Genomic DNA, 22,888 nt, shown 5'->3' with positions numbered 1-22,888 from the left:
GGAGCACCGCCCGTGCCCACGCCCCACCGCGTCGCCGTCCTCGCGCTGCCCGGCCTCCTCCCCTTCGAACTGGGCATCCCGCACCGCATCTTCGGCCGCGCCCGCGACGCCGAGGGGCGGCTGCTCTACGAGATCGTCACCTGCGCCCCGGTCGCCGGGCCCGTCCCCACCGACGCGGACTTCTCCGTGCACGTCGAGCACGGCCCGGAGGCCCTCGCCACCGCCGACACGGTCGTCGTGCCCGCCTCGTACGAACTCGGCCCGGTCTACGACGAGGGCCGGCTCACCGACGAGCTGGCCGCCGCCCTCGCCCACATCCGGCCCGGCACCCGGCTCGTGTCCATCTGCACCGGCGGGTACGTGCTCGCCGCCGCCGGTTTCCTCGACGGGCGCCCCGCCACCACCCACTGGTCGTCCGCCGAGCACTTCCAGCGCCTGTTCCCGCGCGTACGGGTCGACGCCGACGTCCTGTTCGTCGACGACGGCGACGTCCTCACCTCGGCGGGCGTGGCCGCCGGGATCGACCTGTGCCTGCACATCGTGCGCCGCGACCACGGCACGGCGGTCGCCAACGACGTCGCCCGCAGGACGGTCGTACCGCCGCACCGGGACGGCGGCCAGGCCCAGTACATCGAGCGGCCCCTGCCGGAGTCCGGCACCCACACCACGACCGCCGCGCGGGCCTGGGCGCTGGCCCACCTCCACGAGCCGATCCAGCTGCGGGACCTGGCCGAGAAGGAGGCGATGAGCGTACGGACGTTCACCCGCCGCTTCCGTGACGAGGTCGGCGTCAGCCCCGGCCAGTGGCTCACCCAGCAGCGCGTCGAGCGCGCCCGGCACCTCCTGGAGTCCACGGGCCTGCCCGTCGACCGGGTGGCGCGGGACGCGGGCTTCGGCACGGCCCAGTCGCTGCGGGCGCACCTGATGAGCGCGATCGGGGTGACCCCAACGTCCTACCGGCGCACCTTCCGCTCCACCACGACGGGCGCGTCCGCCTCCTGAAGCACCTCGGACTCCTCGGACTCCTCGGACTCCTCGGTGCGGCGGGTCAGCCGCCGCTCCCCCAGCGCGCCGACCGCCGTGAGCAGCACGGTCAGCGCGACGCCGCAGAGGATCGCGGTCGACGGGGCCACGACCTTGAGCAGGCCGCCCGCGAGGGCCCCGCTCGCCGCGTAACCGGCGCCGACGGCCGCGTACATGACCGAGTACCCGGCGGCGAGCGCGGACGGCGGGAGGAGCCGGCGCAGGGCGAGGTTGCGGGAGAGCGCGGCGGGGGCCTGGAGGAGTCCGGCGACGACCAGGACGGCGCCGATGGCGGTGGCCCAGGGCAGGAGGGCGACGAGGGCGACTCCCGTGGTGACCGCGAGGACCAGGACGACGGACTGCACGAGCAGCGGGCCCGGCCAGTGCGCCCGCAGGCCGTAGACGAACGCGCCGGCGGCCGACCCGATCGAGAACCCGGCGAGCAGAGGACCGGCCCAGCCGAGGGCGATCCCGCGCTGTTCGAGCAGGGCGGGCAGGATCAGTTCGGCGAGCGCGAGCAGCGAGAGCCCGGCGGCCCCGAGGACGTACACGGGCCAGGCCCGCAGCAGCGCCCGCCGCGGAGAGACCCCATCCTCCGGCGGCCCGGCCGCCCAGCCGGCGGGCAGCAGCCGCATTCCGGCCGCCGACAGGCCCATCAGGACGGCCATGAGGAGCAGCGGTACGGCGGGGGCGGCGCCGAGTGCGAGGCCGGCGGCGAGCGCGGGGGCGGCCGCCCAGACGCCGAAGGTCAGCATCGTCTCCATGCTCATCGCCTGTGTGACGGCCCGCTCGGGGACCATGCTCGTCAGGAGCGCGCGCAGCCCGCCCGCGACGGCCGCGGGTGCCGCGCCCGCGACGATCGCGAGCGCGGCGAGGACGAGGGGATGCGCCCCGGGCGCGAGCCCGAGCCCGGCGAAGCCGACGGCACCGACGGTGAGCCCGGTGACGAGCTGCGGCCGGGCGCGCTCCGCGTTCACGCGCATGCCGAGGACGGGGGCGGCGACGATCTCCCCGATGACGTACGCGGCGGCGAGCGCGGCCCCGAGGGAGTACCCGCCGGGTCGCTCGCGCACGAGGAAGACGAGCGCGAGCGGCGCCATGGCGACGGGCATCCGCCCGGCGGCGGTGACGGCGCACCAGACGAGGACAGGGCGGGTGGCGAGCTCCCGGTAGGACATGGCCATGACCGTAACGGTCAGGTGGTCCTGTCACCCAGGGAAATTCCACGGCTTCGTGGGCCCGTACGGCTCAGAAAGTGAGCACCCCCCGCGCCACCTTCCCCCGTTCCGCGTCCTCGGCGGCCCGGGCGAAGTCCTCGACCGGGTAGGTGGCGGTGACCAGTTCGTCGAGGAGCAGTCGGCCCGAGCGGTACAGCTCGGCGTACAGCGCGATGTCCTTCTGGGGGCGGGACGAGCCGTAGCGGCAGCCCAGGATCGACTTGTCCAGGAACATCGCCGCCGGCGGGAAGCTCGCCTCCGCCTTCGGGGCGGTCATGCCGAGCAGGATCGCCTGGCCGTGCCGGTCGAGGAGGTCGATCGCGGTGCGGACGAGGCCGGTGTGGCCGACGCACTCGAAGACGTGGTCGGCGCCGGTGGGCAGGACGTCCCGTACGCCGTCGGTGGAGGCGAGGAAGTGCGTCGCCCCGAACCGCCGGGCCACCGCCTCCTTCCTGGGGTTCGTGTCGACGGCCACGATCGTCAGGGCGCCCGCGAGCCTGGCGCCCTGGAGGACGTTGAGGCCGATGCCGCCGGTGCCGATGACGACGACGGTCTCGCCGCGGCCGACCTTCGCCCGGTTGAGCACGGCCCCGACGCCGGTGAGGACGCCGCAGCCCATGAGGGCGGCGGAGGTGAGCGGGACGTCCCGCGGGATCTTCACGGCCTGGACGGCCTTGACGACGGTCCGCTCCGCGAACGAGGAGTTCGAGGCGAACTGGTGGAGCGGCTGCCCGGCCCGTGAGAACGGCCGCCCCGGCATCCCGATCGCCTTCCGGCACATCGTGGGACGCCCCCGGTCGCAGTCGGCGCACGCGCCGCAGTTCGCGAGCGTGGAGAGGGCGACGTGGTCGCCGGGGACGACGTGGGTGACGCCGGGTCCGACGGCCTCGACGACCCCGGCGCCCTCGTGTCCGAGGACGACGGGCGGGGGGAACGGGATGGTCCCGTCGATGACGGACAGGTCGCTGTGGCAGAGACCGGCGGCGGCGATCCCGACGAGGACCTCACCGGGCCCGGGGTCCCGTACCTCCAGGTCGTCGACGACCGTCACGGACTTGCCGTCGAACACGACACCCCTCATGAGCCGTTCCCCTTCACCGTGTTGGGGCGCGACCCTGCCGCCGCCGCCCTGGCCATCTCGTCGAGCCGTGCCAGCATCGGCATCGGGTCCACCCCCACCGTCCCCGGCAGGAAGTCCGCGATCCGTTCCGGTGTCCAGGCGCCGCCCTCCGCGTACCCGGCGCGCAGTTCCCTCGGCTGCGCCCAGACCGCGATCTTGGGGCCCGCGATCGTGTACACCTGGCCGGTGATCCGCTCCTCCCTGGCCCGCTCGGAGAGCAGGTAGACGACGAGGGCCGCCACGTCCTCGGGCTCGCCGATCTCCTTCAGCTCCATGGGGACGTTCGCAGACATCCGCGTACGCGCCACCGGCGCCACCGCGTTCGCCGTGACCCCGTACTTGTGGAGGCCGAGCGCCGCCGACCGGACGAGCGAGATGATCCCGCCCTTCGCGGCGGAGTAGTTGGCCTGGGCCACGGACCCCTGGTGGTTGCCGCTGGTGAAGCCGATCAGGGTGCCGGAGCCCTGCTTGCGCATGACCGCGGAGGCCGCCCTGAAGACGGTGAACGTGCCCTTCAGGTGGGTGGCGACGACCGGGTCCCACTCCTCCTCCGACATGTTGAAGAGCATCCGCTCGCGCAGGATGCCCGCCACGCACACGACCCCGTCGATCCGCCCGTACTCCGCGAGCGCGGTGTCGACGACCCGTTGTCCGCCCGCCATCGTCGAGATGTCGTCGGCGACCGCGACGGCCGCGCCGCCCGCCGCCTCGATCTCCTTCACGACGGACAGCGCGATCTCCGAGGTCGGTTCGCCGCCCTCGATCGACACCCCGTAGTCGTTGACGACGACCTTCGCGCCCTCCGCCGCGCACGCCAGGGCGACGGCGCGGCCGATGCCGCGTCCCGCGCCCGTCACGGCGACGACCTTGCCAGCCAAGAAGTTCCCCACGCCCGGCCCCTTCCGTCACTTTCTGACGGTCCGTTAGATTCGTTCGTCGTCAGGATTCTACGGTCCGTCAGATACCGGAAAACAAGACCCCGGAGGCCCCGATGTCTCTGCCCGCCGCATTCCACGAGATCGCCAAGCGCGTCAACAACTGGGGCCGCTGGGGCCAGGACGACGAGATCGGCACCCTCAACCTCGTCACGGACGAGGTCGTGCGGAACGCCGTCGCCACCGTCCGCACCGGCCTGCGCGTCCCGCTCGCCGTCGACCTGAAGCAGGACGGCGTACAGACCGGCATGATCCCCGGCCGGGTCAACCCGCTCCACGTCATGGTCCAGATCAACCAGGAACTGTTCGGCCCCGGGACGGTCGCCACCAGCGACGACGCCGTGACCCTGGGCCTCCAGGCCGGCACCCACTGGGACGCCCTGACGCACGTCTCGCACTCGGGCCGCCTCTACAACGGCCGGCCCGCCGCCACCATCACCGCGCACGGCCGCTCGGAGTTCAGCGGCATCCACACCGCCCGGCACCTGGTCAGCCGGGGCGTGCTGCTCGACGTGGCCGCCGCGAAGGGCCTGGACCGGCTGCCGGGGGACCACGCCGTCACGCCCGAGGACCTGGACGAGGCGGCCGAGTTCGGCGAGGTGACGGTCGGGTCGGGCGACATCGTGCTCGTACGGACGGGTCAGATGCGGTCGTACCTGGCCGGCGACCGCCACGGGTACGCTTTTCCGTCACCCGGACTCTCGGTCCGTACGCCGGAGTGGTTCCACGACCGGGACGTCGCGGCCGTCGCCAACGACACCCTCACGTTCGAGATCTTCCCGCCGGAGATCGAGGACCTGTGGCTGCCCGTGCACGCGCTCGACCTGGTCGAGATGGGGATGCTCCAGGGCCAGAACTGGAATCTGGAAAGTCTGTCCACAGCCTGTGCACAAGAGGGGCGGTACGCGTTCCTGCTCTCCGCGATGCCCGAGCCGTTCGTCGGCGCCACGGGTACACCGGTCGCCCCCGTGGCGATCCTGTAGGGCCTGCCTTCCGGCGCGCACGCCGACCTCGCGGCCCGATCCGGAAGGCAGACCCCCTGGACCCTCAGCAGTGCACGCGGCCGGACGAGACCGACGCCCCCGGGACCGACGCCCCTGGCACCGGCGCCCCCGGGACCGGCACCCCTGGTACCGATACCCCTGGTGCCCCCGGGACCGGCGAAGGCGCGACCGGAGCCCGGTCGACCTCGCACCAGATGCTCTTGCCGGCCCCCTCGGGCTGCCAGCCCCACCGGTCCGCGAGGCCGTCCACCAGCTCCAGGCCGCGCCCGTTGGTGTCCTCGCCCTCGGCGTGCCTCGGCTTCGGCGGGCGTTCGCTCGCGTCGGCCACCTCGACCCGCACCCCGCCCTCCGCCGCGATCAGCATCCGCAGCACGGCCGGACAGCCGGTGTGCACCACGGCGTTGGTCACCAGCTCCGAGATGATCAGCACCAGCGTCTCGGCCAGCGGCTCGTCATCCCGTATGCCCGAACCGGCGAGCCGTGACCGGGCCCACCTCCGGGCTCGCCCCACCTCCGCCGGGTCGGCCCCGACCTCCAACTGCACCTGAAGCACCTGCACCGCTCACACCATCCGAACCGGCGGACACACCTTTACGGAACGTGATTCCCTTAAGGGACAGCATGGTTGACGTACAGTCACCGCAACAAGCGCTTCGGGCATATTCCAGCGCGAAGGAGTACGCATGGTCCATACTGTGCGACGCACTCTGCGGGTAGTCGAACGCCGGGTGCGAGCGGCGCGCATCACCCGACCCGGAGTCACCTCAGGGGCGACACCGGGACGATCCGGGACAACGCGCTCTCGCATCCCACGGAGCGTACCGGAGCCGGAGGCCGACTCCGGGCCGTGACGGCCGCGCCGAAGGACACAACCCGGTATCGACATTCCGTGACACCTCGGGCACGGAGCGCTATGGAGCCGTCACAGAGCGGCGGCCACCGTCTCCTCCGCGCGGGCCGCCGGCAGCCGCAGCCGGGCCCGTACCCAGGCCCGTTTCAGATGCAGATGGACGTCCGCCTCCCAGGTGAAGCCCATGCCGCCGTGGACCTGGAGGCAGTCCCGGGCGTTGCCGGTGGCGGCCTCGTCCGCGAGCAGCTTCGCCCCGGCGATCTCGACGGGGTCGGCGGTGACCGAGGCGGCCCGCACGGCGGCGCGGGCGAGTTCGGTACGGACGAGCATCCCGGCGCAGAGGTGCTTGACGGCCTGGAACCCCCCGACCGCCTGCCCGAACTGCTCCCGCTCGCGGGCGTGCCGGACGGCCGTCCTGGTGGTGGCCTCCGCGCTCCCGACCTGCTCGGCGGCGGTGAGCAGGACGGCGGTCGGATCGCTCGTCCGCCCGTCATCGCGCACCCTGTGCAGCGGCGTCAGCGGGTCCACCGACCGCATCGGTACGGCCCCGGTCACGTCACCCAACACCACGTCCGCCGCGTCCAGCCATGGGACCAGCCCCTCCGCCGCCTCGGTCACCACCGCGTCCCCCTCCGCCGCCCCCGGCACGGCCCCGGCCGCCAGGTGCGTCGCCACCAGGGGTCCCGGCAGCAGCACCCGTCCCGCCTCCTCGAAGACGAGCACCGCCTCGGAGAGGCCGAGCCCCACCCCGCCCTGCGACTCCGGCAGTCGCAGCGCGAAGAATCCCGCCGCCCCCAGCTCCCGCCACAGCGCCCGGTCGAGCCGCCCCGCGTCGACGGCGCCCCGCAGGGCGTCCCGGTCGAAGCGGCGGTCGAGCAGCTCCCGTACCCCCTTCCGCAGTGCCCGCTGGTCCTCGGTGAGTCGGAAGTCCACGGTGGTCACCGGCCCTTCGGGAGGCCGAGGATGCGCTCGGCGACGATGTTGCGCTGGATCTGGGAGGTGCCGGCCGCGATGGTGTACGAGAGCGAGGACAGGCGGTCGAGGGTCCAGTCGCGGTCGAGGTCGAGCGCGTCGGGTCCGACGACGGCGGCGGCGGCCTCGTACAGCTCCTGGCGGGCGTGGGAGTAGTGCAGTTTGAAGACGGAGCCGCCGGCGCCGGGGACTCCGCCGGTGGCCTGGGCCTCGCTGACGTTGGCCTGGACGAGCCGCCAGAGGGCCTGGAACTCGGCGGAGAGCCTGCCGAGCCGCCGCCGCAGGACGGGGTCGTCCCAGGTGCCGTTCTCGCGTGCGGTGCGGGCGAGTTCGCCGAGGAGGCGGCGGCAGGCGACGACCTCGCCGACGAAGGCGGTGCCGCGTTCGAAGGAGAGGGTGACCATGGTGACCCGCCAGCCGTCGTTCTCGGCGCCGATCCGGTGGCCGACGGGCACGCGTACCTCGTCGAGGAAGACCTCGGCGAACTCCGTCGACCCGGCGAGGGTGCGCAGCGGTCGTACGGTGACGCCGGGCGCGTCCATGGGCATGGCGAGCCAGCTGATGCCCCGGTGCCGGGGCGCGTCGGGGTCGGTCCGTACGAGCAGTTCGCACCAGTCGGCGACCTCGGCGTGGGAGGTCCAGATCTTCTGGCCGGTGACGACGTAGGTGTCCCCGTCCCGGACGGCCTTCGTCCGCAGCGAGGCGAGGTCGGAGCCGGCGTCGGGTTCGCTGAAGCCCTGGCACCAGACCTCGTCGCCGCGCAGGATCGGCGGCAGCCACCGCGCCCGTTGTTCCGCCGTTCCCTCGGCGGCGATCGTCGGGCCCGCGTGGAGGAGTCCGACGAAGTTGGCGCCGACGTAGGGCGCGCCGGCGCGTTCGGTCTCCTCCAGGAAGATCAGCCGCTGGGTGGGGGAGGCGTCCCAGTGGGTGTCGGCGTATCCGGCGTCGTACAGGCGGCGCTGCCAGCCGCAGTCGTACGCGCGGCGGGCGGGCCAGTCGAGCGGGTCGGGTCTCGGCGGGAGGGTGGGCAGGGTGGCGGTGAGCCATTCCCGCAGGCGCGCGCGGAACTCCTCCTCCTCGTCGGTGCAGGACAGGTCCATCAGACGGTTCCCCGGTCGCGGTGGCGGTCGAGGTCCAGGCCCAGCATGCGGATGGCGTTGCCGCGCATGAGCTTGTAGACGGTCTCGTCGTCGAGGCCCTGGACGTGGTCGAGGGCGACCTCCTTGGTGTGCGGGAAGGTCGAGTCGACGTGGGGGTAGTCGGTCTCGAAGGTGGCGTTGTCGCGGCCGACGACGTCGAGCGAGGCGATGCCGTGCTTGTCGCGGAAGAAGCAGCAGAAGATCTGCCGGTAGTAGTACGTGGACGGGGGCTGGGGGATCAGGTCACGGACGCCGCCCCAGGCGCGGTGCTCCTCCCAGACGTCGTCGGCGCGTTCGAGGGCGTAGGGGATCCAGCCCATCTGGCCCTCGCTGTAGGCGAGCTTGAGCGTGGGGAACCGGACGAGGACGCCGGAGAAGAGGAAGTCCATCATCGAGGCCATGGCGTTGTTGAAGCTGAGGGCGGCCTGGACGGCGGGCGGGGCGTCGGGGGAGGCGGCCGGCATCTGGCTGCTGGAGCCGATGTGCATGTTCACCACCGTGCCGGTCTCCTGGCAGACGGCGAAGAACGGATCCCAGTAGCCGGAGTGGATCGACGGCAGTCCGAGGTGGGTGGGGATCTCGGAGAAGGTGACGGCCCTGACGCCGCGGGCCGCGTTGCGCCGGATCTCGGCCACGGCCAGGTCGATGTCCCAGAGCGGGATGATGCAGAGCGGGATGAGCCGGCCGCCGCTGTCGCCGCACCATTCCTCGACCATCCAGTCGTTGTAGGCGCGGACGCAGGCGAGGGCGACCTCCTTGTCGTGGGCCTCGGCGAAGGTCTGGCCGCAGAAGCGCGGGAAGGTGGGGAAGCAGAGGGAGGCCTCGACGTGGTTGAGGTCCATGTCGGCGAGGCGGGCCTTGGGGTCCCAGCAGCCGCGGCGCATCTCCTCCCTGGTGATCCCTTCGAGGGTCATGTCGTCGCGGTCGAAGCCGACGGCGGCGATGTTGCGCTTGTACGGGAACTTGAGGTCCTCGTAGATCCACCAGTCGGTCGGGGGCCCTTCGGGGTCCATCGTGATCTGGTACTTGCCGGCGACGTAGGCCAGCTCGCCGATGCCGGCCGTGAGGGGCCGGGGGCCGCGGTCGCGGTACTTCTTCGGGAGCCAGGTGTCGAAGAGGTGGGCCGGCTCGATCACGTGGTCGTCGACGCTGATGATGCGGGGCAGTTCCGTCATGGAGCCTTCTCCCGGATTCGCCGGGCCGCCGTCGCCGACCGCCCGTTTCTGATGACCCGTCAGATCTGACGGGATCAGGCTAGCCGCGCACCCCTGGACCGACAAGCGCCGGACCTCTACGCTCACCGCACCATCTGACGGAACGTCAGCCAGGAGGAGTACGGGATGAATGAGACCGCACACACGCTCGGCGAGTCCCGCACGCTCTGGGAGCTCGTCGAACGCCGCGCCGCCCTCACCCCCGACCGGCCCGTCCTCCTCCAGGGCGACCGCGTCCTCACCTTCGGCGGCCTCCGCGAGCGCGCCGAGCGATGCGCCGCCGGCCTGTACGCCATGGGCGTGCGCCCCGGCACCGTCGTCGCCTGGCAGCTGCCCACCCGCATCGAGACCGCCGTGCTCTCCTTCGCGCTCGCCCGCGTCGGAGCCGTACAGACACCGGTCATCCCCTTCTACCGGGACAAGGAGGTCGGCTTCGCGCTGCGCGAGTCCAAGGCGGAGTTCTTCGCCGTCCCCGGGACCTGGCGCGGATTCGACCACACGGAGATGGCCCGGCGGCTCGGCGCCCACGGCGTCTTCGAGGCGTACGGCCCCGAGTCCCTCCCCGACGGCGACCCCGCCGTCCTTCCCCCGCCGCCCGCCTCGGGAACAGATATCCGCTGGATCTACTGGACCTCGGGCACCACCTCCGACCCCAAGGGCGTCCTGCACACCGACCGCTCGCTCCTCGCCGGCGGCTCCTGCCTCGCGCACGCGCTGCGGCTCACCGCCGCCGACGTCGGCTCGATGGCCTTCCCGTACGCGCACATCGCCGGGCCCGACTACACGGTGATGCTGCTGCTCTACGGATTCCCCGCCGTCATGTTCGAGCAGTTCGCGCTGCCCGACGCCCTCGACGAGTACCGCAGGCACGGGGTGACGGTGGCCGGCGGCTCCACCGCCTTCTACGCGATGTTCCTCGCCGAGCAGCGCAAGCGGCCGGACGAGCCGGTCATCCCCACGCTGCGGCTGCTCGCGGGCGGCGGGGCGCCCAAACCGCCCGAGATCTACCACGCCGTACGCGAGGAGCTGGGCTGCCAGCTCACCCACGGCTACGGCATGACCGAAGTCCCCATGATCACCATGGGCGCGCCCGACGACACCCCCGAGAACCTCGCGACGACCGAGGGCCGCCCGCCCGCCGGCATGGAGATCCGGATCACCGGCTCCGGCGAGATCCGGCTGCGCGGCGAGGCCGTCTGCCGGGGCTACCTCGACCCGGCCCAGACCGCCGCCGCCTTCGACGAGGACGGGTTCCTCATCACCGGGGACGTCGGGCACCTGACCCCGAGCGGGCACCTCGTCCTCACCGGCCGGATCAAGGACATCATCATCCGTAAGGGAGAGAACATCTCGGCCAAGGAGATCGAGGACCTCCTCCACCGGCACCCGGACGTGGGCGACACGGCCGTCATAGGCCTGCCGGACGCCGAGCGCGGCGAACGCGTCTGCGCCGTCGTCGAACAGCCCCCGGGGGCCGCCCCGCTGACCCTCCCGGCGGTGACCGCCTTCCTCCGGGAGGCGGGCCTCTCCGTCCACAAGCTGCCCGAACAGCTGGAGGTGGTGGACGCGCTCCCCCGCAACGAGACACTGCGGAAGGTGCTCAAGTACAAACTCAGGGAGCGATTCGGTCCGTCGCGGTGAGCCCTGTCGCGGTCAGCCGGTCGGCCGCCGCCACCCCCTCCGAGGCGAGCGCCGCGTCGACGGGGTCGGTCCCCGTGAGCGCATCCGCCACGTTCTCGTACACCTCGAAGAGCCGCCGCACCCCGAGCGCGGCGAGCACCCGGCCGACGTGGCCCTCCCGGTCCTCGGGAAGGATCAGCCGCAGTCTGCCGCCGCAGGAGCGGAGCAGCCGGCGGGCCGCGATCAGCACGCCCACCCCGCTCGAATCGCAGAACCGGACGGCGGACAGGTCGATCACCAGGTCGTGGCGGCCACCCGCCACGACCTCGTGGACGCGGCGGCGTATGCCTGGGGAGGTGACCAGGTCCAGTTCGCCCCGCACACGGAACACCGTCCAGGAGCCGTCCTCGTTCTCGTCGACCTCGATCGTCGTCACGGACGCCGCCTGCCCCACCTCAACCGGCCGAAACCCGCCCGGCGAAGGATGGCGCTTTCCTTACCACCCGGACCGGCGTCAAGGGCGCACTTGCGGCAAACAGACGTGCGTTGTCGGCACCGCGCACTACGTTGGAGGAGGACCAAGGAGCCGGGAGCCGGGGACCGGGAGGGGCGGAGAGTCGGATGGCGATGGACACACCACCGCGCTGGGACCGCAGGATGCAGCAGCGGCTCGCGCGCGGGGAGGCGGCCGCGCTCGGTGAGCTGTACGACCGGTTCGCCGCCCTGGTGCACAACCTCGCCCACCGCGTCCTCGACGACGACGACGCGGCCGATCAGATCACCCGCGAGGTCTTCGGCTACATCTGGGAGAACCCCGACGCCTACGACCCCAAGCAGGGAAACATGCGCGCGTGGATCGCCAGGCTGACCCAGTCCCAGGCCGTGCACCGGCTGCGGCAGAACGAGGCGACGGCGTACGCGGAGACGGGCCGGGGCTCCGTCGAGGAACTGGAGCAGAAGGTGCGCAGAGCCTCGGTCGCGGCCCGCGCCGACTACATCGTGACGTCCATGCCGAGACCGCTCAGGGCCGCGCTCGAACTGGCGTACTTCCAGCGGCGGGACTACCGCCAGACCGCAGTCGACCTCGGCGTCACCGAGGACGAGGCACGTCGCCGCCTGCGCCTCGGCCTCCAGCTGCTCTCCTCGGCGAACACCCGGCACCCCGAGGGCGGCGGACCGCCCGGCTACGGACGAGCGCGGTGACCGGGGCGAACGGCGACGCGGACGGCGTCGCGCGCGCCCCGTGGATACCGGGACCCCGCCGTGCGGCGGACGATCACGCGGATCTGGAGAACCCCGCCGTGGGACCGGAAGCCCAGCCGGAACCCGGGCCGGAGCCGGAACGCGAGCCGGAGCACGAGCCGGAGCCGGAGCCCGAGGTGCCGGTCCTCACCCACGGCGTGCTCAAGTCCCTCCTCGGGGCGTGGGCCCTGTCGGCGTGTTCGGCCGGGGAGACGCGGGCCGTCGAGGACCACCTCACGGCCTGCGCGCCGTGCGCGGACGAGGCCCTGCGGCTCCGTGACGCCGTGGCGCTGCTGCACGAGGACCGCGACCTGGACCTCGACCCGCTGCTGCGGTCCCGCGTCCTGGAGAACTGCCTCGGCCGCCGCCCGGCCCGCATCCCGATCCCCGGGTGGATCACGCCGTACGACGCGGAGACCGCGCGGCTCGACGCGCTGCTCCGGGACATCGGCGAGTCGGAGTGGCACGCGCCGGTACGGCTCAAGTGGTACGAGGAGGACCGGATCGTCCGCCGGAAGGCGACGGTCGCCGGGGTCATAGGCCACCTCCTCGCCGTGGACGGCCTGGTGTCGGCAGCGCTCGGACTCGACGACCCGCTGGGCGCGGGCACGCCGGAGCTGTCGCCGTCCGAGCGGACGGAGGCGTTCTGGGCGGGCCTCGACCGGCCGGCGAACCGGTCGCTGCGGGACCCCTGGCGGGAGCAGAGCCACACCCTGATCCGTACGGTCTCGTTCGCGGGGCGCGGAGTGGCCGACCTGACCGTCACGTACAAGGACTTCGCGCTGCCGCTGCGGGACTCGCTCCTGGAGCGGGCCTTCGAGTGCTGGGTGCACGCGGACGACATCGCGAACGCGGTGGCGTACCCGTACGCCCCGCCCAGCGGCCCGCATCTGCACGACATGATCGACCTGGCGGCCCGGCTGCTCCCGGCCGCCCTGGCCGGGCGGCGCCGTACGGGCCTCGCCGCGCCGGCCCGCCATCTGGTCACGGCGGGCGCGCCGGGCCGCTCGCTCCACCTGGAGGTGGAGGGCGCGGGCGGCGGTCACTGGTACATCGCGCTCGACTCCCCGGCGGCGATCGGCTCGCCGGACCGGGCGGTGGCGCAGGTGGCGATGGACGGGGTCGAGTTCTGCCAGCTGGTGGCGGGTCACATCTCGCCGGAGGAGGCGGCCGCGGGCCAGGACGGCGACCGCGAGGCGATCCGGGACGTCCTGTCGGCGGCGGCGTCCTTGAGCCGCCTGTGAAAGGGCCGGCCTGCGTTACGCGAAGACGACCGTGCGGCGGCCGTTCAGGAGGATGCGGCGTTCCGCGTGCCACTTGACCGCGCGGGCCAGCGCCTGGCACTCCACGTCCCGGCCGACCGCGACCAGCTGGTCGGGGGTCACCTCGTGGCCGACGCGCTCGACCTCCTGCTCGATGATCGGGCCCTCGTCGAGGTCGGCCGTCACGTAGTGGGCCGTCGCGCCGATCAGCTTCACCCCGCGCGTGTGCGCCTGGTGGTAGGGCTTGGCGCCCTTGAAGCTGGGGAGGAAGGAGTGGTGGATGTTGATGATCCGGCCGGAGAGCTGCTTGCAGAGGTCGTCGGAGAGGACCTGCATGTAGCGGGCGAGGACGACCAGCTCGACGTCCTCTGAGCGGACGAGTTCGAGCAGCTCCGCCTCCGCCGCCGCCTTGGTGTCCTTCGTGACCGGGATGTGCCGGAACGGGATCCCGTACGAGCCGACGAGCTCCTCGAAGTCCGTGTGGTTGGAGACGACCGCGACGATCTCCACCGGCAGCGCGCCGATCCGGGACCGGAACAGCAGGTCGTTCAGGCAGTGGCCGAACTTCGACACCATGAGGACGACGCGCATGCGCTCGTCGGCCCGGTTGATGTGCCAGTCCATCGCGTAGGAGTCGCCGACCGCGGCGAAGCTCGCCCGCAGCTTGTCGACGTTCACGGGGGCCTCGGCCGAGAAGTGGACCCGCATGAAGAAGAGACCGGTGTCACGGTCTCCGAACTGCTGACTGTCCTCGATGTTGCACCCCGTGATGAAGAGGTAGCTCGACACGGCGTGCACGATGCCCTGCTTGTCGGGGCACGAGAGGGTGAGGACGTACTGGTCGGTCATCCCGTCAGCCTGCCACACCCGGGCGGGCACGCAGAGCCACTGTCCGTCAGACGGAACGGCGGGGGCCGTTTCAGGACCGGGTCATGATGCGGAGCACGTCGAGGGAGCGCGGGGGCGTGTCGGGGTCCTCGCCGTCGGCCTGGGCGAGGCGTACGTGGGCCTCGCGGGCGGCCCGTACGGCCTCGGGCCAGCCCTGGTGCTCCAGGTAGGCGGAGACCGGGGCGTCGGGCCCGACCTGGTGCATGATCCGGAGCACCCGGAGGACGGCGACGTCGACGAGGGCGGCCTCGCCGGTGTCGCGGAAGATCGAGCCGACGTACTTCTCGGCGGACCAGTTGTCGAGCCAGGTGTCCTCGACCAGGCGGTAGACGGCGTCGGTGACGTCGCCATACCCGTCGAGGCCGGCGAGCCAGGTCGTCTCGTGGAACCCGGGGTCGGAGAGCATGTGAAGCGCCGAGCGCACGTTGCTGCGCCAGCGCCACCACGGCATGTCATTGAGCGGCATGCCGCCCATGGTGGAGGAGCGACGGCCGCGACGGGAAGAGTTAACCGAACCGGAGACTGGACTGGACACGTTTCGATCGTACGTTCCCTTGTCCGATAAGCGGAGCCGCCCCCTCTCCGCCCCCGTAATTCACCTTCACGTCACCCGTCGTTGAACCATGCTCACTCCCGCGTTACCCATGAGGCGGAAATGTGCATGCACATGACCGGTAGGCGACTGACCCATCTCCTCGCGTACGTCACGACCGCGGCGACCGGAGCCTCGTTGCTCACCGGGTGTGGTGTGCTCCCTGGGGCCACGGGGGGCTCCAGGGAGCCCGTCACGGTGATGACGTGGGCTCCCGACCAGACCCGAGCGACCAACATGCCCGGCATGCCCGCCATGGCGCAGGCATACGCCCGCTGGGTGAACTCCCAGGGCGGCATCGACGGGCACGAGCTGCGTGTCCTCACCTGCAACGAACACAACAGCAGCGCCGGCGCCGCCGCCTGCGCCCGCCGGGCGGTCCACGAGAAGGCGGTCGCCGTCGTCGGCTCGTACAGCCAGAACGGCCGCGCCTTCATGGCCCCTCTCGAAGCCGCCGGCATCCCGTACATCGGCGGCTACGGGATCTCGGAGGACGAGTTCACCAGCCAGCTCTCCTACCCCGTCAACGGCGGACAGGCCTCCCTCATCGCCGGACACGGCATGCAGCTCGCCGAGTCCTGCCGCACGGTCTCCCTCGTCAGGCCCGACACCCTCGCCGGCGACAAGCTTCCCGAACTCCTCAACTCCGGACTGCGCAAGGCGAGCCAGCGCAACGCCGTCGACATCCCGGCCGTCGAGGACGCGGCCGAGTACACCGCGCAGGCCGGCCAGGCCCGCGACAAGGCCGGCGACGAGGACGGCTGCGTCACCGCCGTGCTCGGCGAGCGCACCCAGACGTTCTTCGACTCCTTCCGCCGCCTCCCGGACGGCGAGAGCGGTGGCGCCACGGACGACAAGCCCGACGCCGTGCGGATCTCGTCCGTCCTCGGCAGCGTCGGCCAGCCCGTGATCGACCGCACCGGCGGGGCCCGCAGTCCCTTCGAGGGCGCGTTCGTCACCGGCTGGTACCCGGAGGCGGGCGACAAGAGCTGGGCGCCGATGCGCAAGGTCATCCAGGAGCACGCCTTCGCCGACAACCGGGTCGACCCGGCCGACGCGGGCGTCCAGACCACCTGGATCGCGTACACCGTCCTCAAGGAGGTCATCGAGACCCTCGACGAGGACAAGATCACGGCCACGAAGATCGCGCACGCCCTGGACCGGGGCGCGCAGATCGACACCGGCGGTCTGACCCCGGCCCTGCGCTGGAAGTACGAGGACCTGCTCGGCGCTCCGGGCTTCCCCCGGATCGTCAACCACGAGGTGACGTTCCAGGTGGTCCGCCAGGGGCGGCTCGTGGCGCAGAAGCCCGGCTTCGTCGACGTCGGCGAGACCGTCCTCAGCGCCCCGTAGCCCGCCCTCTCACAGCTGCGAGTACGTCCGCTTCTGCAGGCCGTACTTGTCGGCCGTCGGGTTCCAGAGCGAAGCCGCCTTCTTCTTGGCGGTGGTGGCCTCGCCGCTCTTCGTGTTCGCGGCGACCAACTGGTTGGTCGAGCGGGCCCTTCCGTCCTTGCAGGCCTTCTTGGCCTTCATCTGGTCGGCCCAGGCGGCGTAGTGGTCGTCGGCGGCCGCCGAGGCCTGCCAGGCCTTGGTGAGCGCGGCCGTCAGCGCCGCGTCGTCCGGGATCTTGTCGACCGAGAGCGACTGGAGCTTGGTGACCAGGGCCCGGCGCTGCTGGGCGGCGCCGCGCAGGTCGGCGGCGGCCTTGTCGAGGTTCTTGCACTGCTTGATGGACTCGACCGAGCTGATCACCGTGTCACGGCTGTCGCTGCTGGTCGCGAGCAGCTTGCTCAGCTCCCGCGCCTGCGGCTCCGCCGGATCGGCCGGCTTCTCCGTGGGCGCCTCGCCGGTGGGCGGGGCGGAGCTGGTGGCCACGACGTTCTGGCCGCCCGTCTTGGGGTCCTTCTCCTCGTCCCCGCCGCTGAGCAGCGCACCGGCGCCGAGGCCGACGACCGCGCAGCCGACGACGACGGCGGCGATCAGCGCGACCGGCGACTTGCGACGCGGCGGCTCGGGCTCGCCGCCGTCGTAGTAGGCCTCCTGGTACGCGTACTGCTGCGGGGGCGCCGGCGGCTGGTGGTGCTGCTGGTGGTGCTGCGGCGGCTGGTGCTGCTGCTGGTACGGGGCAGGCACCGGCGGCTGCTGGTACGCCTGCGTGTGCTGCTGCATGTGCGGCTGGGGCTGCTGCGGCGCCCGCGGGGCCTCCGTACGGAACAGGTTGTCGAACTCGGCGGGCGGCTGCCGCTCACCGGGCTCCTGCGCCGGTACGGGCGCGATGTACTGGGTCGCGTCCGAGGCGCCCGCGGGCCCGGCACCGGAGCCCTGCGACGGGAGCGGTCCCGTGCCCAGGAACTGGGTCTGGCCGCCGCCCTGCTGCTGCGGCGGCACGGGGGCTATGTGCTGGGTGGCCTGCATGTCCGCGGCGGCCGGGTGCGGGTACCCGTAGCCGGGCTGCGGAGCGGACACCGGCGGCGGATATCCGTAGCCCGCAGGCTGCGGCGCGGAAGCCGGGGGCATCCCGCCCGGAGCCGGGTAGCCGTAGCCGGGCTGCGGCTGACCGCCCGGCGGCACCGGCGGCAGGTACTGGGTGGACTGCATGTCCGCGGCGCCGCCCGGCGTCGCCTCAGGAGGCAGCGGCTGCGCGGGCGGCAGCGGCTGACCGCCCGGCGAGGCGCCGGCGGGACCCCAGGCGCCACCCCACGGCTGTGCTCCCCCTTGGGCGTCCTGCGCGGGGGGCACCGCCGGGTACTGCGGCTCCGGACCCTGTCCGTTCTGCGTCACCGGGACTCCTACTGATGGACCTACGGAATCGTCGGCTCACGCTACCGGGTGGGCGCGGGCCTCCGCACATACGTGTGAGCCCGGTTACACCACCTTCTCGCACGGCGGTCAGGCCGCGAACAGTTCCATCCGCACCCCGAACTCCCGCACCACCGCCTCCCCCGCGTACGGCTCCAGGCGCTCCCTCAGATCCTCCAGGTACTCCGCGCCCCGCGACGACCGCAGCGTGCCGAGGAGTTCGAGCGCCCGCGTCCCCGTACGGCAGGCCTGCTCGACCTCCCGCTGCTGGACCTGCGCCGAGGCGAGCAGGGCCAGGCCGATCGCCCGCCGCCTCGCCCGCGTCTTCGGGTGCCCGGCGACAGCCTCCTCCGCCGCCCGCGCCGCCGCCTCCGCCTGCCCCAGGTCGCGGTAGCAGTGCGCCAGTTCGTCCGCCAGGTACGCCTGGTCGAAGTGGGCGATCCACGCCGGGTCGTCGCCCGCCTCCGGATCGGCCCGCTCCATGGCCCGCACGGCCCGCCCGGCCGCCGCCTCGAAGGCGCGGACGTCCCCGAGGAGCGCGTGGCCCCGCGCCTCGGCCGCGAGGAACATCGCCTCGGCCCGCGGCGGCACCTTCCCCCGCGCCCCCTCCTGCGCGGCCCGCGCCAACTGGGAGATCTCCCGCGGGGTTCCCAGCTGCGCGGCGAGATGGCTCATCGACGCGGCCAGCACATAGCCGCCGTAGCCCCGGTCGCCGGCCGCCTGCGCGAGCCGCAGCGCCTGGATGTAGTACCGCTGGGCGAGCCCAGGTTCACCGGTGTCCACCGCCATGTACCCGGCGAGCTCGGTCAGTCGGGCGACCGCCGCGAACAGCTGCCGCCCCACGGCCTCCCGGTAGGAGCCGGACAGCATGCCCGACACCACGCTGTTGAGGTAGTGGACGACCACCGGCCGCACATGGCCGCTGCCGAACCGCCGGTCGAGGTCGACGAGGGCGCTCGTCATCTCCCGTACCGCCGCCACGTCCGCGACACCGACGCGCGCGCCCGCCGTCCTGGCCACGTGCGGGTCGGGCCCCGTGATCAGCCAGTCCCTGCTGGGCTCGACCAGCGCGGAGGCCGCGACGGTGGAGCCGGACAGGAAGTCCCGGCGGCCCACGTCGCTGCGCCACAGCTCGCAGACCTGCTCGATCGCCCCGGGCACGGTCGGCGCGAACTGGAGGCCGACCCCGGCGGCGAGGTTGCGGCCGTTGGCCATGCCGACCTCGTCGATCGTGACCGTACGGCCCAGCTTGCGGCCCAGCGCCTCGGCGATGATCCCCGGCGCGCGGCCGCGCGGCTGCTGCCCGCGCAGCCAGCGCGCCACCGACGTCTTGTCGTACCGCAGGTCGAGGCCGCGCTCCGCGCCGACCATGTTCACCCTGCGGGCGAGACCGGCGTTGGAGCAGCCGGCCTCCTGAATGAGCGCCTGGAGCCGTTCGTTGAGCTGGCGTGGAACCAGTGGCCTGGCTGCCATGAGTACCCCCTGAGGCCGTGCGGTGATCACCGGAGAAGGGATCACTGCCCGTCGAATATCCGGTCAATGCCGATGTGAACACGCGAAACCGGACACGTCGGCCGCGTCCTCGCCACCGGCGCCCCCACCTGTCCGTACCCACCCCCGCTCCCCGGCCCCCCGCGCGCCCCCGCCCGTGCACCGATGCGCCCCATGTGCAGGATCGATGCGTCAACACGTCGTCCACCGCGCCCGTAACCCCAGGTGACGGGGGAAGTTGTGTTCACCGTGGAAGAGACCATGGGAGTCACGGAAGCCGCACAGATCCCCAAGCAGCGGGGCGAGCAGCTGCTGGACAGCGCCGTGCGGTACGCGGAAGAGCGGCACTGGGACGTGTTTCCCGGGACCTGGCTGGAGGCCGTCGAGGGCAGGGAGCGCTGTTCGTGCGGCGCGGACGCGTGCGCCGTGCCCGGCGCCCACGCGGTCAGGCCCGACTGGTCGACCCAGGCGACCGGCAGCGGGGTCGGGGCCCGGCGGATGTGGTCGAAGCAGCCGAAGTCCTCGATCCTGCTGCCGACGGGCCGCACGTTCGACGCGATCGAGGTGCCCGAGTCGGCGGGGTTCCTGGCGCTGGCCCGGATGGAGCGCATGGAGCTGACGCTCGGCCCGGTGACCTGCACGCCGGACCGCCGGATGTACTTCTTCGTGCTGCCCGGCGCCGCCGCCAAGGTGCCGGACCTCGTCCGGAAGCTGGGCTGGGTGCCCGCCTCCATCGACCTCACCACGCGCGGCGAGGGCCACTACGTGGCGGCCCCGCCGACCCGGATCGGCGGCTCCGGCGCGGTGCAGTGGGCCCGGCGCCCCACCCCGGCGAACCGCTGGCTGCCCGACGCGGAGGAACTGATCAGCGCCCTCGCGTACGCGTGTGGCCGGGAGGCGGCGGAGGCGAGAAGCCGTACGTCCTGACCCTGGGTCTCCGGCGTGCCCGCCCTTAGGGTGGGCCCGTACTACTCACGGGGACTCACGAGGGGTTGAAAGACCATGCCTGACCAGGCATTTGAAGGAAAGTTCGACAAGGCGGGCGCCGCACCGGGGGAAGGTGCGGCGCCCGCTGTGCGTGTCGAGGGGCTGTGGAAACGATTCGGCCAGCAGATCGCGGTGAGCGGGATCGACCTGGTCCTGCCCGCGGGCCGCTTCATCGGGCTCGTCGGACCCAACGGCGCCGGAAAGACCACCACCCTCTCCATGATCACCGGCCTGCTCCGGCCGGACCAGGGCCGCATCCAGGTCGCCGGGCACGACGTGTGGGCCGACCCCGAGTCGGTCGCCCGGGTCAAGGCCCGGATCGGCATCCTGCCGGAGGGCCTGCGGCTCTTCGAGCGCCTCTCGGGCCGTGAACTCCTCGCGTACAGCGGCCGGCTGCGGGGGCTGCCGGGCGCCGAGGTCGACAAGCGGGCCACCCAGCTCCTCGACGTCCTCGACCTGGCCGGTTCGCAGCACAAGCTGGTCGTGGACTACTCGACCGGCATGCGGAAGAAGATCGGGCTCGCGGCCGCGCTGCTCCACAACCCCGAGGTCCTCTTCCTCGACGAGCCCTTCGAGGGCGTCGACCCCGTCTCGGCGCAGACCATCCGTGGCGTCCTCGAGCGGTACACGTCCTCCGGCGCGACCGTCGTCTTCTCCAGCCACGTCATGGAGCTCGTCGAGTCGCTCTGCGACTGGGTCGCCGTGATGGCGGCCGGCCAGATCCGGGCGCAGGGCCCCCTCGCCGAGGTCCGGGGCGACGCGCCCTCCCTTCAGGCCGCGTTCCTCGAACTCGTCGGCGCCAACGGGCGCGAGGCGGCCGGGGACTCGCTGGACTGGCTGGGCGGCGGGGGCAACGGCGGCGGCGGGGCGCGGTGATGAGTGCCATGACCACCTCCACCGGGGCCACGGCCCCGGCCGCCTCGTCGTCCGTTCCGTCGCTCACCTCCGTCTTCGTCCACCTCAAGCTGTCGCTCCTGCGCAACGGGCTGAAGCAGTCGGGCGGCCGGACCGCCGTGTACATCGTCTCGATCGTCTTCGGCGTCCTGTTCGCCGCGGCGATGGTCCTGGGCTTCGTCCTGCTGCGGGGCAGCGCCGACGCCGCCACGATCGCCGTCCTCCTCACGGGGGTCGTCGCGCTCTCGTGGGCCGTGATGCCGCTGTTCGTCCCGGGCGGCGACGAGACCCTCGACCCCTCACGGCTCGTGATGCTGCCGTTGACCCCCCGGCCGCTGGTCCGCGCCCTGTTCGTGGCCTCGCTCGTGGGCGTCGGACCCGTACTCACCCTCTTCCTCGCGTTCGGCGCGGCCCTGTCCGTCGCGCACGGCGCGGCGGCCACGGTCGCCGCCGTCTTCGCCGTCCCGCTCACGGTCGCCGTGTGCGTGGCGCTCTCCCGGGCCCTGGCCGCCGCCAACATCCGCCTCCTGACCTCCCGCAAGGGACGGGACCTGGCGATGCTGAGCGGTCTCGTCATCGCCGTCGGCATGCAGGCCGTCAACTTCGGCGCCCAGCGCCTCAGCCGGCCCGGCGGTCTGGCCGCGCTCGAACCGGCGGCGGCCGTCGTCGACTGGCTGCCGCCCGCCGCCGCGATCGGCGCGGTCGACGCGGCCGGTGACGGCGAGTACGCGGCCGCGGCGGCCCGGCTGCTGCTGACCGCCGCCGCGCTCGCGGCGCTCGTGTACTGGTGGCAGCGGAGCCTCGTCCGTCTGATGGTCGAGCCGGACGGCTCCACCATCGGCGCGTCCCCGGGCGGCGACGCCCGGGAGAAGTCCGCGGGTACGGGGCTCCTGTCCCGGATCCTGCCGGGCGGGCGCACGGGCGCCGTCATGGAGCGCAGCCTGCGCTACATGTGGCGCGACCCGAAGACGAAGGCCGCGTGGGTGTCCTCGCTCGCCATCGGCCTGATCGTCCCGCTCGCCAACGCCTTCCAGGGCGCGGGCTCCATCTACTGGGCCTGTTTCGCCTCCGGCATGCTCGGCCTGCTGATGTACAACCAGTTCGGGCAGGACACGTCGGCGTTCTGGATGGTCGCGCAGACCCTGTCGACGACGGCCGACGCGTACGCCGAACTACGCGCGCGCGCCCTCGCCCTGCTCCTGGTCACCCTCCCGTACGCAACGTTCGTCACGGTCCTCACGACCGCCGTCCTCGGCGACTGGGCGCGGCTCGCGGAGGGCCTCGGGCTCGCGTTCGCGCTCCTCGGCGCGATGCTGGCGACGGGCGCGGTGGTCTCGGCGCTCTTCCCGTACTCGATCCCCCAGGACAGCGGCTACAAGAACGTCGCCCCCGGGCAGACGGGCCTCGCCTGGATCTCGATCTTCGGCGGCATGCTCGCGGCACCGCTGCTCTGCGCCCCCGTCATCGGCGCGACGATCTACCTGCACCTCTCCGACCAGGACTCCCTGCTCTGGCTCCTCCTGCCGGCCGGCACGCTCTACGGCGCGCTGCTCGTGTGGGCGGGCCTCAAGGTCGCGGCTCCGCGCACGGCGAGCCGGCTGCCGGAGATCCTGGCGGCGGTGAGCAAGGGGTAGGCGCG

Annotated in this window: 21 protein-coding genes; 9 read left to right on the top strand and 12 right to left on the bottom strand. The window is 72.7% G+C overall.

Annotation, left to right across the window (positions count from 1 at the left end):
* Positions 1 to 12 precede the first annotated feature (12 nt).
* The gene (locus IO20_RS0135190; RefSeq protein ID WP_030549985.1) at positions 13 to 1,002 is read left to right on the top strand and encodes a GlxA family transcriptional regulator; all 990 of its coding nucleotides are present in this window, start codon (positions 13 to 15) and stop codon (positions 1,000 to 1,002) included.
* On the opposite strand, the gene IO20_RS0135185 is transcribed toward IO20_RS0135190, so the two are convergent.
* The 3 genes from IO20_RS0135185 to IO20_RS0135175 all read right to left on the bottom strand — a co-directional run bounded on the left by IO20_RS0135185 (position 954) and on the right by IO20_RS0135175 (position 4,250).
* Positions 954 to 2,201 carry a hypothetical protein gene (locus IO20_RS0135185; RefSeq protein WP_030549987.1) on the bottom strand — a complete coding sequence of 416 codons (1,248 nt, stop codon included), beginning with the start codon at positions 2,199 to 2,201 and terminating at the stop codon, positions 954 to 956. The genes IO20_RS0135190 and IO20_RS0135185 overlap by 49 nt on opposite strands.
* A gap of 70 nt (positions 2,202 to 2,271) precedes the next feature.
* Positions 2,272 to 3,321 carry a Zn-dependent alcohol dehydrogenase gene (locus IO20_RS0135180; protein ID WP_030549989.1) on the bottom strand — a complete coding sequence of 350 codons (1,050 nt, stop codon included), beginning with the start codon at positions 3,319 to 3,321 and terminating at the stop codon, positions 2,272 to 2,274.
* Positions 3,318 to 4,250, bottom strand: coding sequence for an SDR family oxidoreductase (locus IO20_RS0135175; RefSeq protein WP_030549991.1), 933 nt, complete (start codon positions 4,248 to 4,250; stop codon positions 3,318 to 3,320). Before IO20_RS0135175 ends, IO20_RS0135180 begins: the two co-directional genes overlap by 4 nt.
* A gap of 101 nt (positions 4,251 to 4,351) precedes the next feature.
* Here IO20_RS0135175 and IO20_RS0135170 point away from each other — a divergent pair, with 101 nt between their 5' ends.
* Positions 4,352 to 5,278 (top strand): cyclase family protein, encoded by a 927-nt coding sequence (locus IO20_RS0135170; protein ID WP_030549995.1) that lies wholly within the window; start codon positions 4,352 to 4,354, stop codon positions 5,276 to 5,278.
* A gap of 64 nt (positions 5,279 to 5,342) precedes the next feature.
* Here IO20_RS0135170 and IO20_RS0135165 read toward each other — a convergent pair whose 3' ends face one another.
* The 4 genes from IO20_RS0135165 to IO20_RS0135150 form a co-directional block, all read right to left on the bottom strand.
* Positions 5,343 to 5,858 carry an ATP-binding protein gene (locus IO20_RS0135165; protein WP_245685168.1) on the bottom strand — a complete coding sequence of 172 codons (516 nt, stop codon included), beginning with the start codon at positions 5,856 to 5,858 and terminating at the stop codon, positions 5,343 to 5,345.
* Between the two features lie 363 nt (positions 5,859 to 6,221).
* Positions 6,222 to 7,082 (bottom strand): acyl-CoA dehydrogenase family protein, encoded by an 861-nt coding sequence (locus IO20_RS0135160; RefSeq protein WP_030549998.1) that lies wholly within the window; start codon positions 7,080 to 7,082, stop codon positions 6,222 to 6,224.
* Positions 7,083 to 7,087: 5 nt separating this feature from the next.
* Positions 7,088 to 8,221: an acyl-CoA dehydrogenase gene (locus IO20_RS0135155; RefSeq protein ID WP_030550000.1), complete on the bottom strand. Its 1,134-nt coding sequence runs from the start codon at positions 8,219 to 8,221 to the stop codon at positions 7,088 to 7,090.
* A complete protein-coding gene (locus IO20_RS0135150) occupies positions 8,221 to 9,435 on the bottom strand; it encodes an amidohydrolase family protein (protein WP_030550001.1) in 1,215 nt (404 codons plus the stop codon). The genes IO20_RS0135155 and IO20_RS0135150 overlap by 1 nt, the downstream gene beginning before the upstream one ends.
* 165 nt (positions 9,436 to 9,600) lie before the next feature.
* Between IO20_RS0135150 and IO20_RS0135145 the strand changes: the two genes are divergently transcribed.
* Positions 9,601 to 11,115, top strand: coding sequence for a class I adenylate-forming enzyme family protein (locus tag IO20_RS0135145; RefSeq protein WP_030550003.1), 1,515 nt, complete (start codon positions 9,601 to 9,603; stop codon positions 11,113 to 11,115).
* Here IO20_RS0135145 and IO20_RS0135140 read toward each other — a convergent pair.
* On the bottom strand, positions 11,087 to 11,530 hold the full coding sequence (locus tag IO20_RS0135140) for an STAS domain-containing protein (protein ID WP_063761399.1): 444 nt from the start codon (positions 11,528 to 11,530) through the stop codon (positions 11,087 to 11,089). The two genes, IO20_RS0135145 and IO20_RS0135140, sit on opposite strands and share 29 nt — an antisense overlap.
* A gap of 185 nt (positions 11,531 to 11,715) precedes the next feature.
* Between IO20_RS0135140 and IO20_RS0135135 the strand changes: the two genes are divergently transcribed.
* Both IO20_RS0135135 and IO20_RS0135130 read left to right on the top strand, forming a co-directional pair.
* The gene (locus IO20_RS0135135) at positions 11,716 to 12,297 is read left to right on the top strand and encodes a sigma-70 family RNA polymerase sigma factor (RefSeq protein WP_030550007.1); all 582 of its coding nucleotides are present in this window, start codon (positions 11,716 to 11,718) and stop codon (positions 12,295 to 12,297) included.
* The gene (locus tag IO20_RS0135130; RefSeq protein ID WP_030550009.1) at positions 12,294 to 13,580 is read left to right on the top strand and encodes a maleylpyruvate isomerase N-terminal domain-containing protein; all 1,287 of its coding nucleotides are present in this window, start codon (positions 12,294 to 12,296) and stop codon (positions 13,578 to 13,580) included. The genes IO20_RS0135135 and IO20_RS0135130 overlap by 4 nt, the downstream gene beginning before the upstream one ends.
* Positions 13,581 to 13,595: 15 nt before the next feature.
* On the opposite strand, the gene purU is transcribed toward IO20_RS0135130, so the two are convergent.
* Both purU and IO20_RS0135120 read right to left on the bottom strand, forming a co-directional pair.
* Positions 13,596 to 14,447, bottom strand: a complete 852-nt coding sequence (gene purU / locus IO20_RS0135125) for a formyltetrahydrofolate deformylase (protein WP_030550011.1) — start codon at positions 14,445 to 14,447, stop codon at positions 13,596 to 13,598.
* A 70-nt stretch (positions 14,448 to 14,517) separates the two neighbouring features.
* Entirely contained in the window at positions 14,518 to 14,961 is a 444-nt protein-coding gene (locus tag IO20_RS0135120; RefSeq protein ID WP_030550013.1) for an SCO4402 family protein, read from the bottom strand.
* 180 nt (positions 14,962 to 15,141) lie between these two features.
* Between IO20_RS0135120 and IO20_RS0135115 the strand changes: the two genes are divergently transcribed.
* Positions 15,142 to 16,431, top strand: coding sequence for an ABC transporter substrate-binding protein (locus IO20_RS0135115; protein ID WP_030550015.1), 1,290 nt, complete (start codon positions 15,142 to 15,144; stop codon positions 16,429 to 16,431).
* A gap of 9 nt (positions 16,432 to 16,440) precedes the next feature.
* On the opposite strand, the gene IO20_RS0135110 is transcribed toward IO20_RS0135115, so the two are convergent.
* Both IO20_RS0135110 and IO20_RS41930 read right to left on the bottom strand, forming a co-directional pair.
* On the bottom strand, positions 16,441 to 17,859 hold the full coding sequence (locus tag IO20_RS0135110) for a hypothetical protein (protein WP_030550017.1): 1,419 nt from the start codon (positions 17,857 to 17,859) through the stop codon (positions 16,441 to 16,443).
* A gap of 108 nt (positions 17,860 to 17,967) precedes the next feature.
* Positions 17,968 to 19,335 (bottom strand): NsdA family TPR-like regulatory protein, encoded by a 1,368-nt coding sequence (locus IO20_RS41930; RefSeq protein ID WP_369405426.1) that lies wholly within the window; start codon positions 19,333 to 19,335, stop codon positions 17,968 to 17,970.
* Positions 19,336 to 19,629: 294 nt separating this feature from the next.
* On the opposite strand from IO20_RS41930, the gene IO20_RS0135100 reads away from it, so the two are divergent.
* The 3 genes from IO20_RS0135100 (at position 19,630) to IO20_RS0135090 (ending at position 22,883) form a co-directional block, all read left to right on the top strand.
* On the top strand, positions 19,630 to 20,295 hold the full coding sequence (locus IO20_RS0135100) for a bifunctional DNA primase/polymerase (protein WP_030214652.1): 666 nt from the start codon (positions 19,630 to 19,632) through the stop codon (positions 20,293 to 20,295).
* A gap of 75 nt (positions 20,296 to 20,370) precedes the next feature.
* A complete protein-coding gene (locus IO20_RS0135095) occupies positions 20,371 to 21,231 on the top strand; it encodes an ABC transporter ATP-binding protein (RefSeq protein WP_030550021.1) in 861 nt (286 codons plus the stop codon).
* Positions 21,231 to 22,883 carry a hypothetical protein gene (locus IO20_RS0135090; protein WP_030550022.1) on the top strand — a complete coding sequence of 551 codons (1,653 nt, stop codon included), beginning with the start codon at positions 21,231 to 21,233 and terminating at the stop codon, positions 22,881 to 22,883. Before IO20_RS0135095 ends, IO20_RS0135090 begins: the two co-directional genes overlap by 1 nt.
* Positions 22,884 to 22,888 lie beyond the last annotated feature (5 nt).

Source organism: Streptomyces exfoliatus, assembly GCF_000725545.1.
GTDB classification, from domain to species: Bacteria; Actinomycetota; Actinomycetes; order Streptomycetales; family Streptomycetaceae; genus Streptomyces; species Streptomyces exfoliatus.
This window is presented reverse-complemented; position numbering and strand designations above follow the sequence as displayed.

Coding starts and splice junctions, on each gene's coding strand:
- purU (WP_030550011.1), bottom strand. CDS start 14,447: ATGACCGACCAGTACGTCCTCACCCTCTCGTGCCCCGACAAGCAGGGC.
- IO20_RS0135180 (WP_030549989.1), bottom strand. CDS start 3,321: ATGAGGGGTGTCGTGTTCGACGGCAAGTCCGTGACGGTCGTCGACGAC.
- IO20_RS0135115 (WP_030550015.1), top strand. CDS start 15,142: ATGTGCATGCACATGACCGGTAGGCGACTGACCCATCTCCTCGCGTAC.
- IO20_RS0135155 (WP_030550000.1), bottom strand. CDS start 8,221: ATGGACCTGTCCTGCACCGACGAGGAGGAGGAGTTCCGCGCGCGCCTG.
- IO20_RS0135090 (WP_030550022.1), top strand. CDS start 21,231: ATGAGTGCCATGACCACCTCCACCGGGGCCACGGCCCCGGCCGCCTCG.
- IO20_RS0135135 (WP_030550007.1), top strand. CDS start 11,716: ATGGCGATGGACACACCACCGCGCTGGGACCGCAGGATGCAGCAGCGG.
- IO20_RS0135120 (WP_030550013.1), bottom strand. CDS start 14,961: ATGGGCGGCATGCCGCTCAATGACATGCCGTGGTGGCGCTGGCGCAGC.
- IO20_RS0135185 (WP_030549987.1), bottom strand. CDS start 2,201: ATGTCCTACCGGGAGCTCGCCACCCGCCCTGTCCTCGTCTGGTGCGCC.
- IO20_RS0135150 (WP_030550001.1), bottom strand. CDS start 9,435: ATGACGGAACTGCCCCGCATCATCAGCGTCGACGACCACGTGATCGAG.
- IO20_RS0135095 (WP_030550021.1), top strand. CDS start 20,371: ATGCCTGACCAGGCATTTGAAGGAAAGTTCGACAAGGCGGGCGCCGCA.
- IO20_RS0135145 (WP_030550003.1), top strand. CDS start 9,601: ATGAATGAGACCGCACACACGCTCGGCGAGTCCCGCACGCTCTGGGAG.
- IO20_RS0135100 (WP_030214652.1), top strand. CDS start 19,630: ATGGGAGTCACGGAAGCCGCACAGATCCCCAAGCAGCGGGGCGAGCAG.
- IO20_RS0135170 (WP_030549995.1), top strand. CDS start 4,352: ATGTCTCTGCCCGCCGCATTCCACGAGATCGCCAAGCGCGTCAACAAC.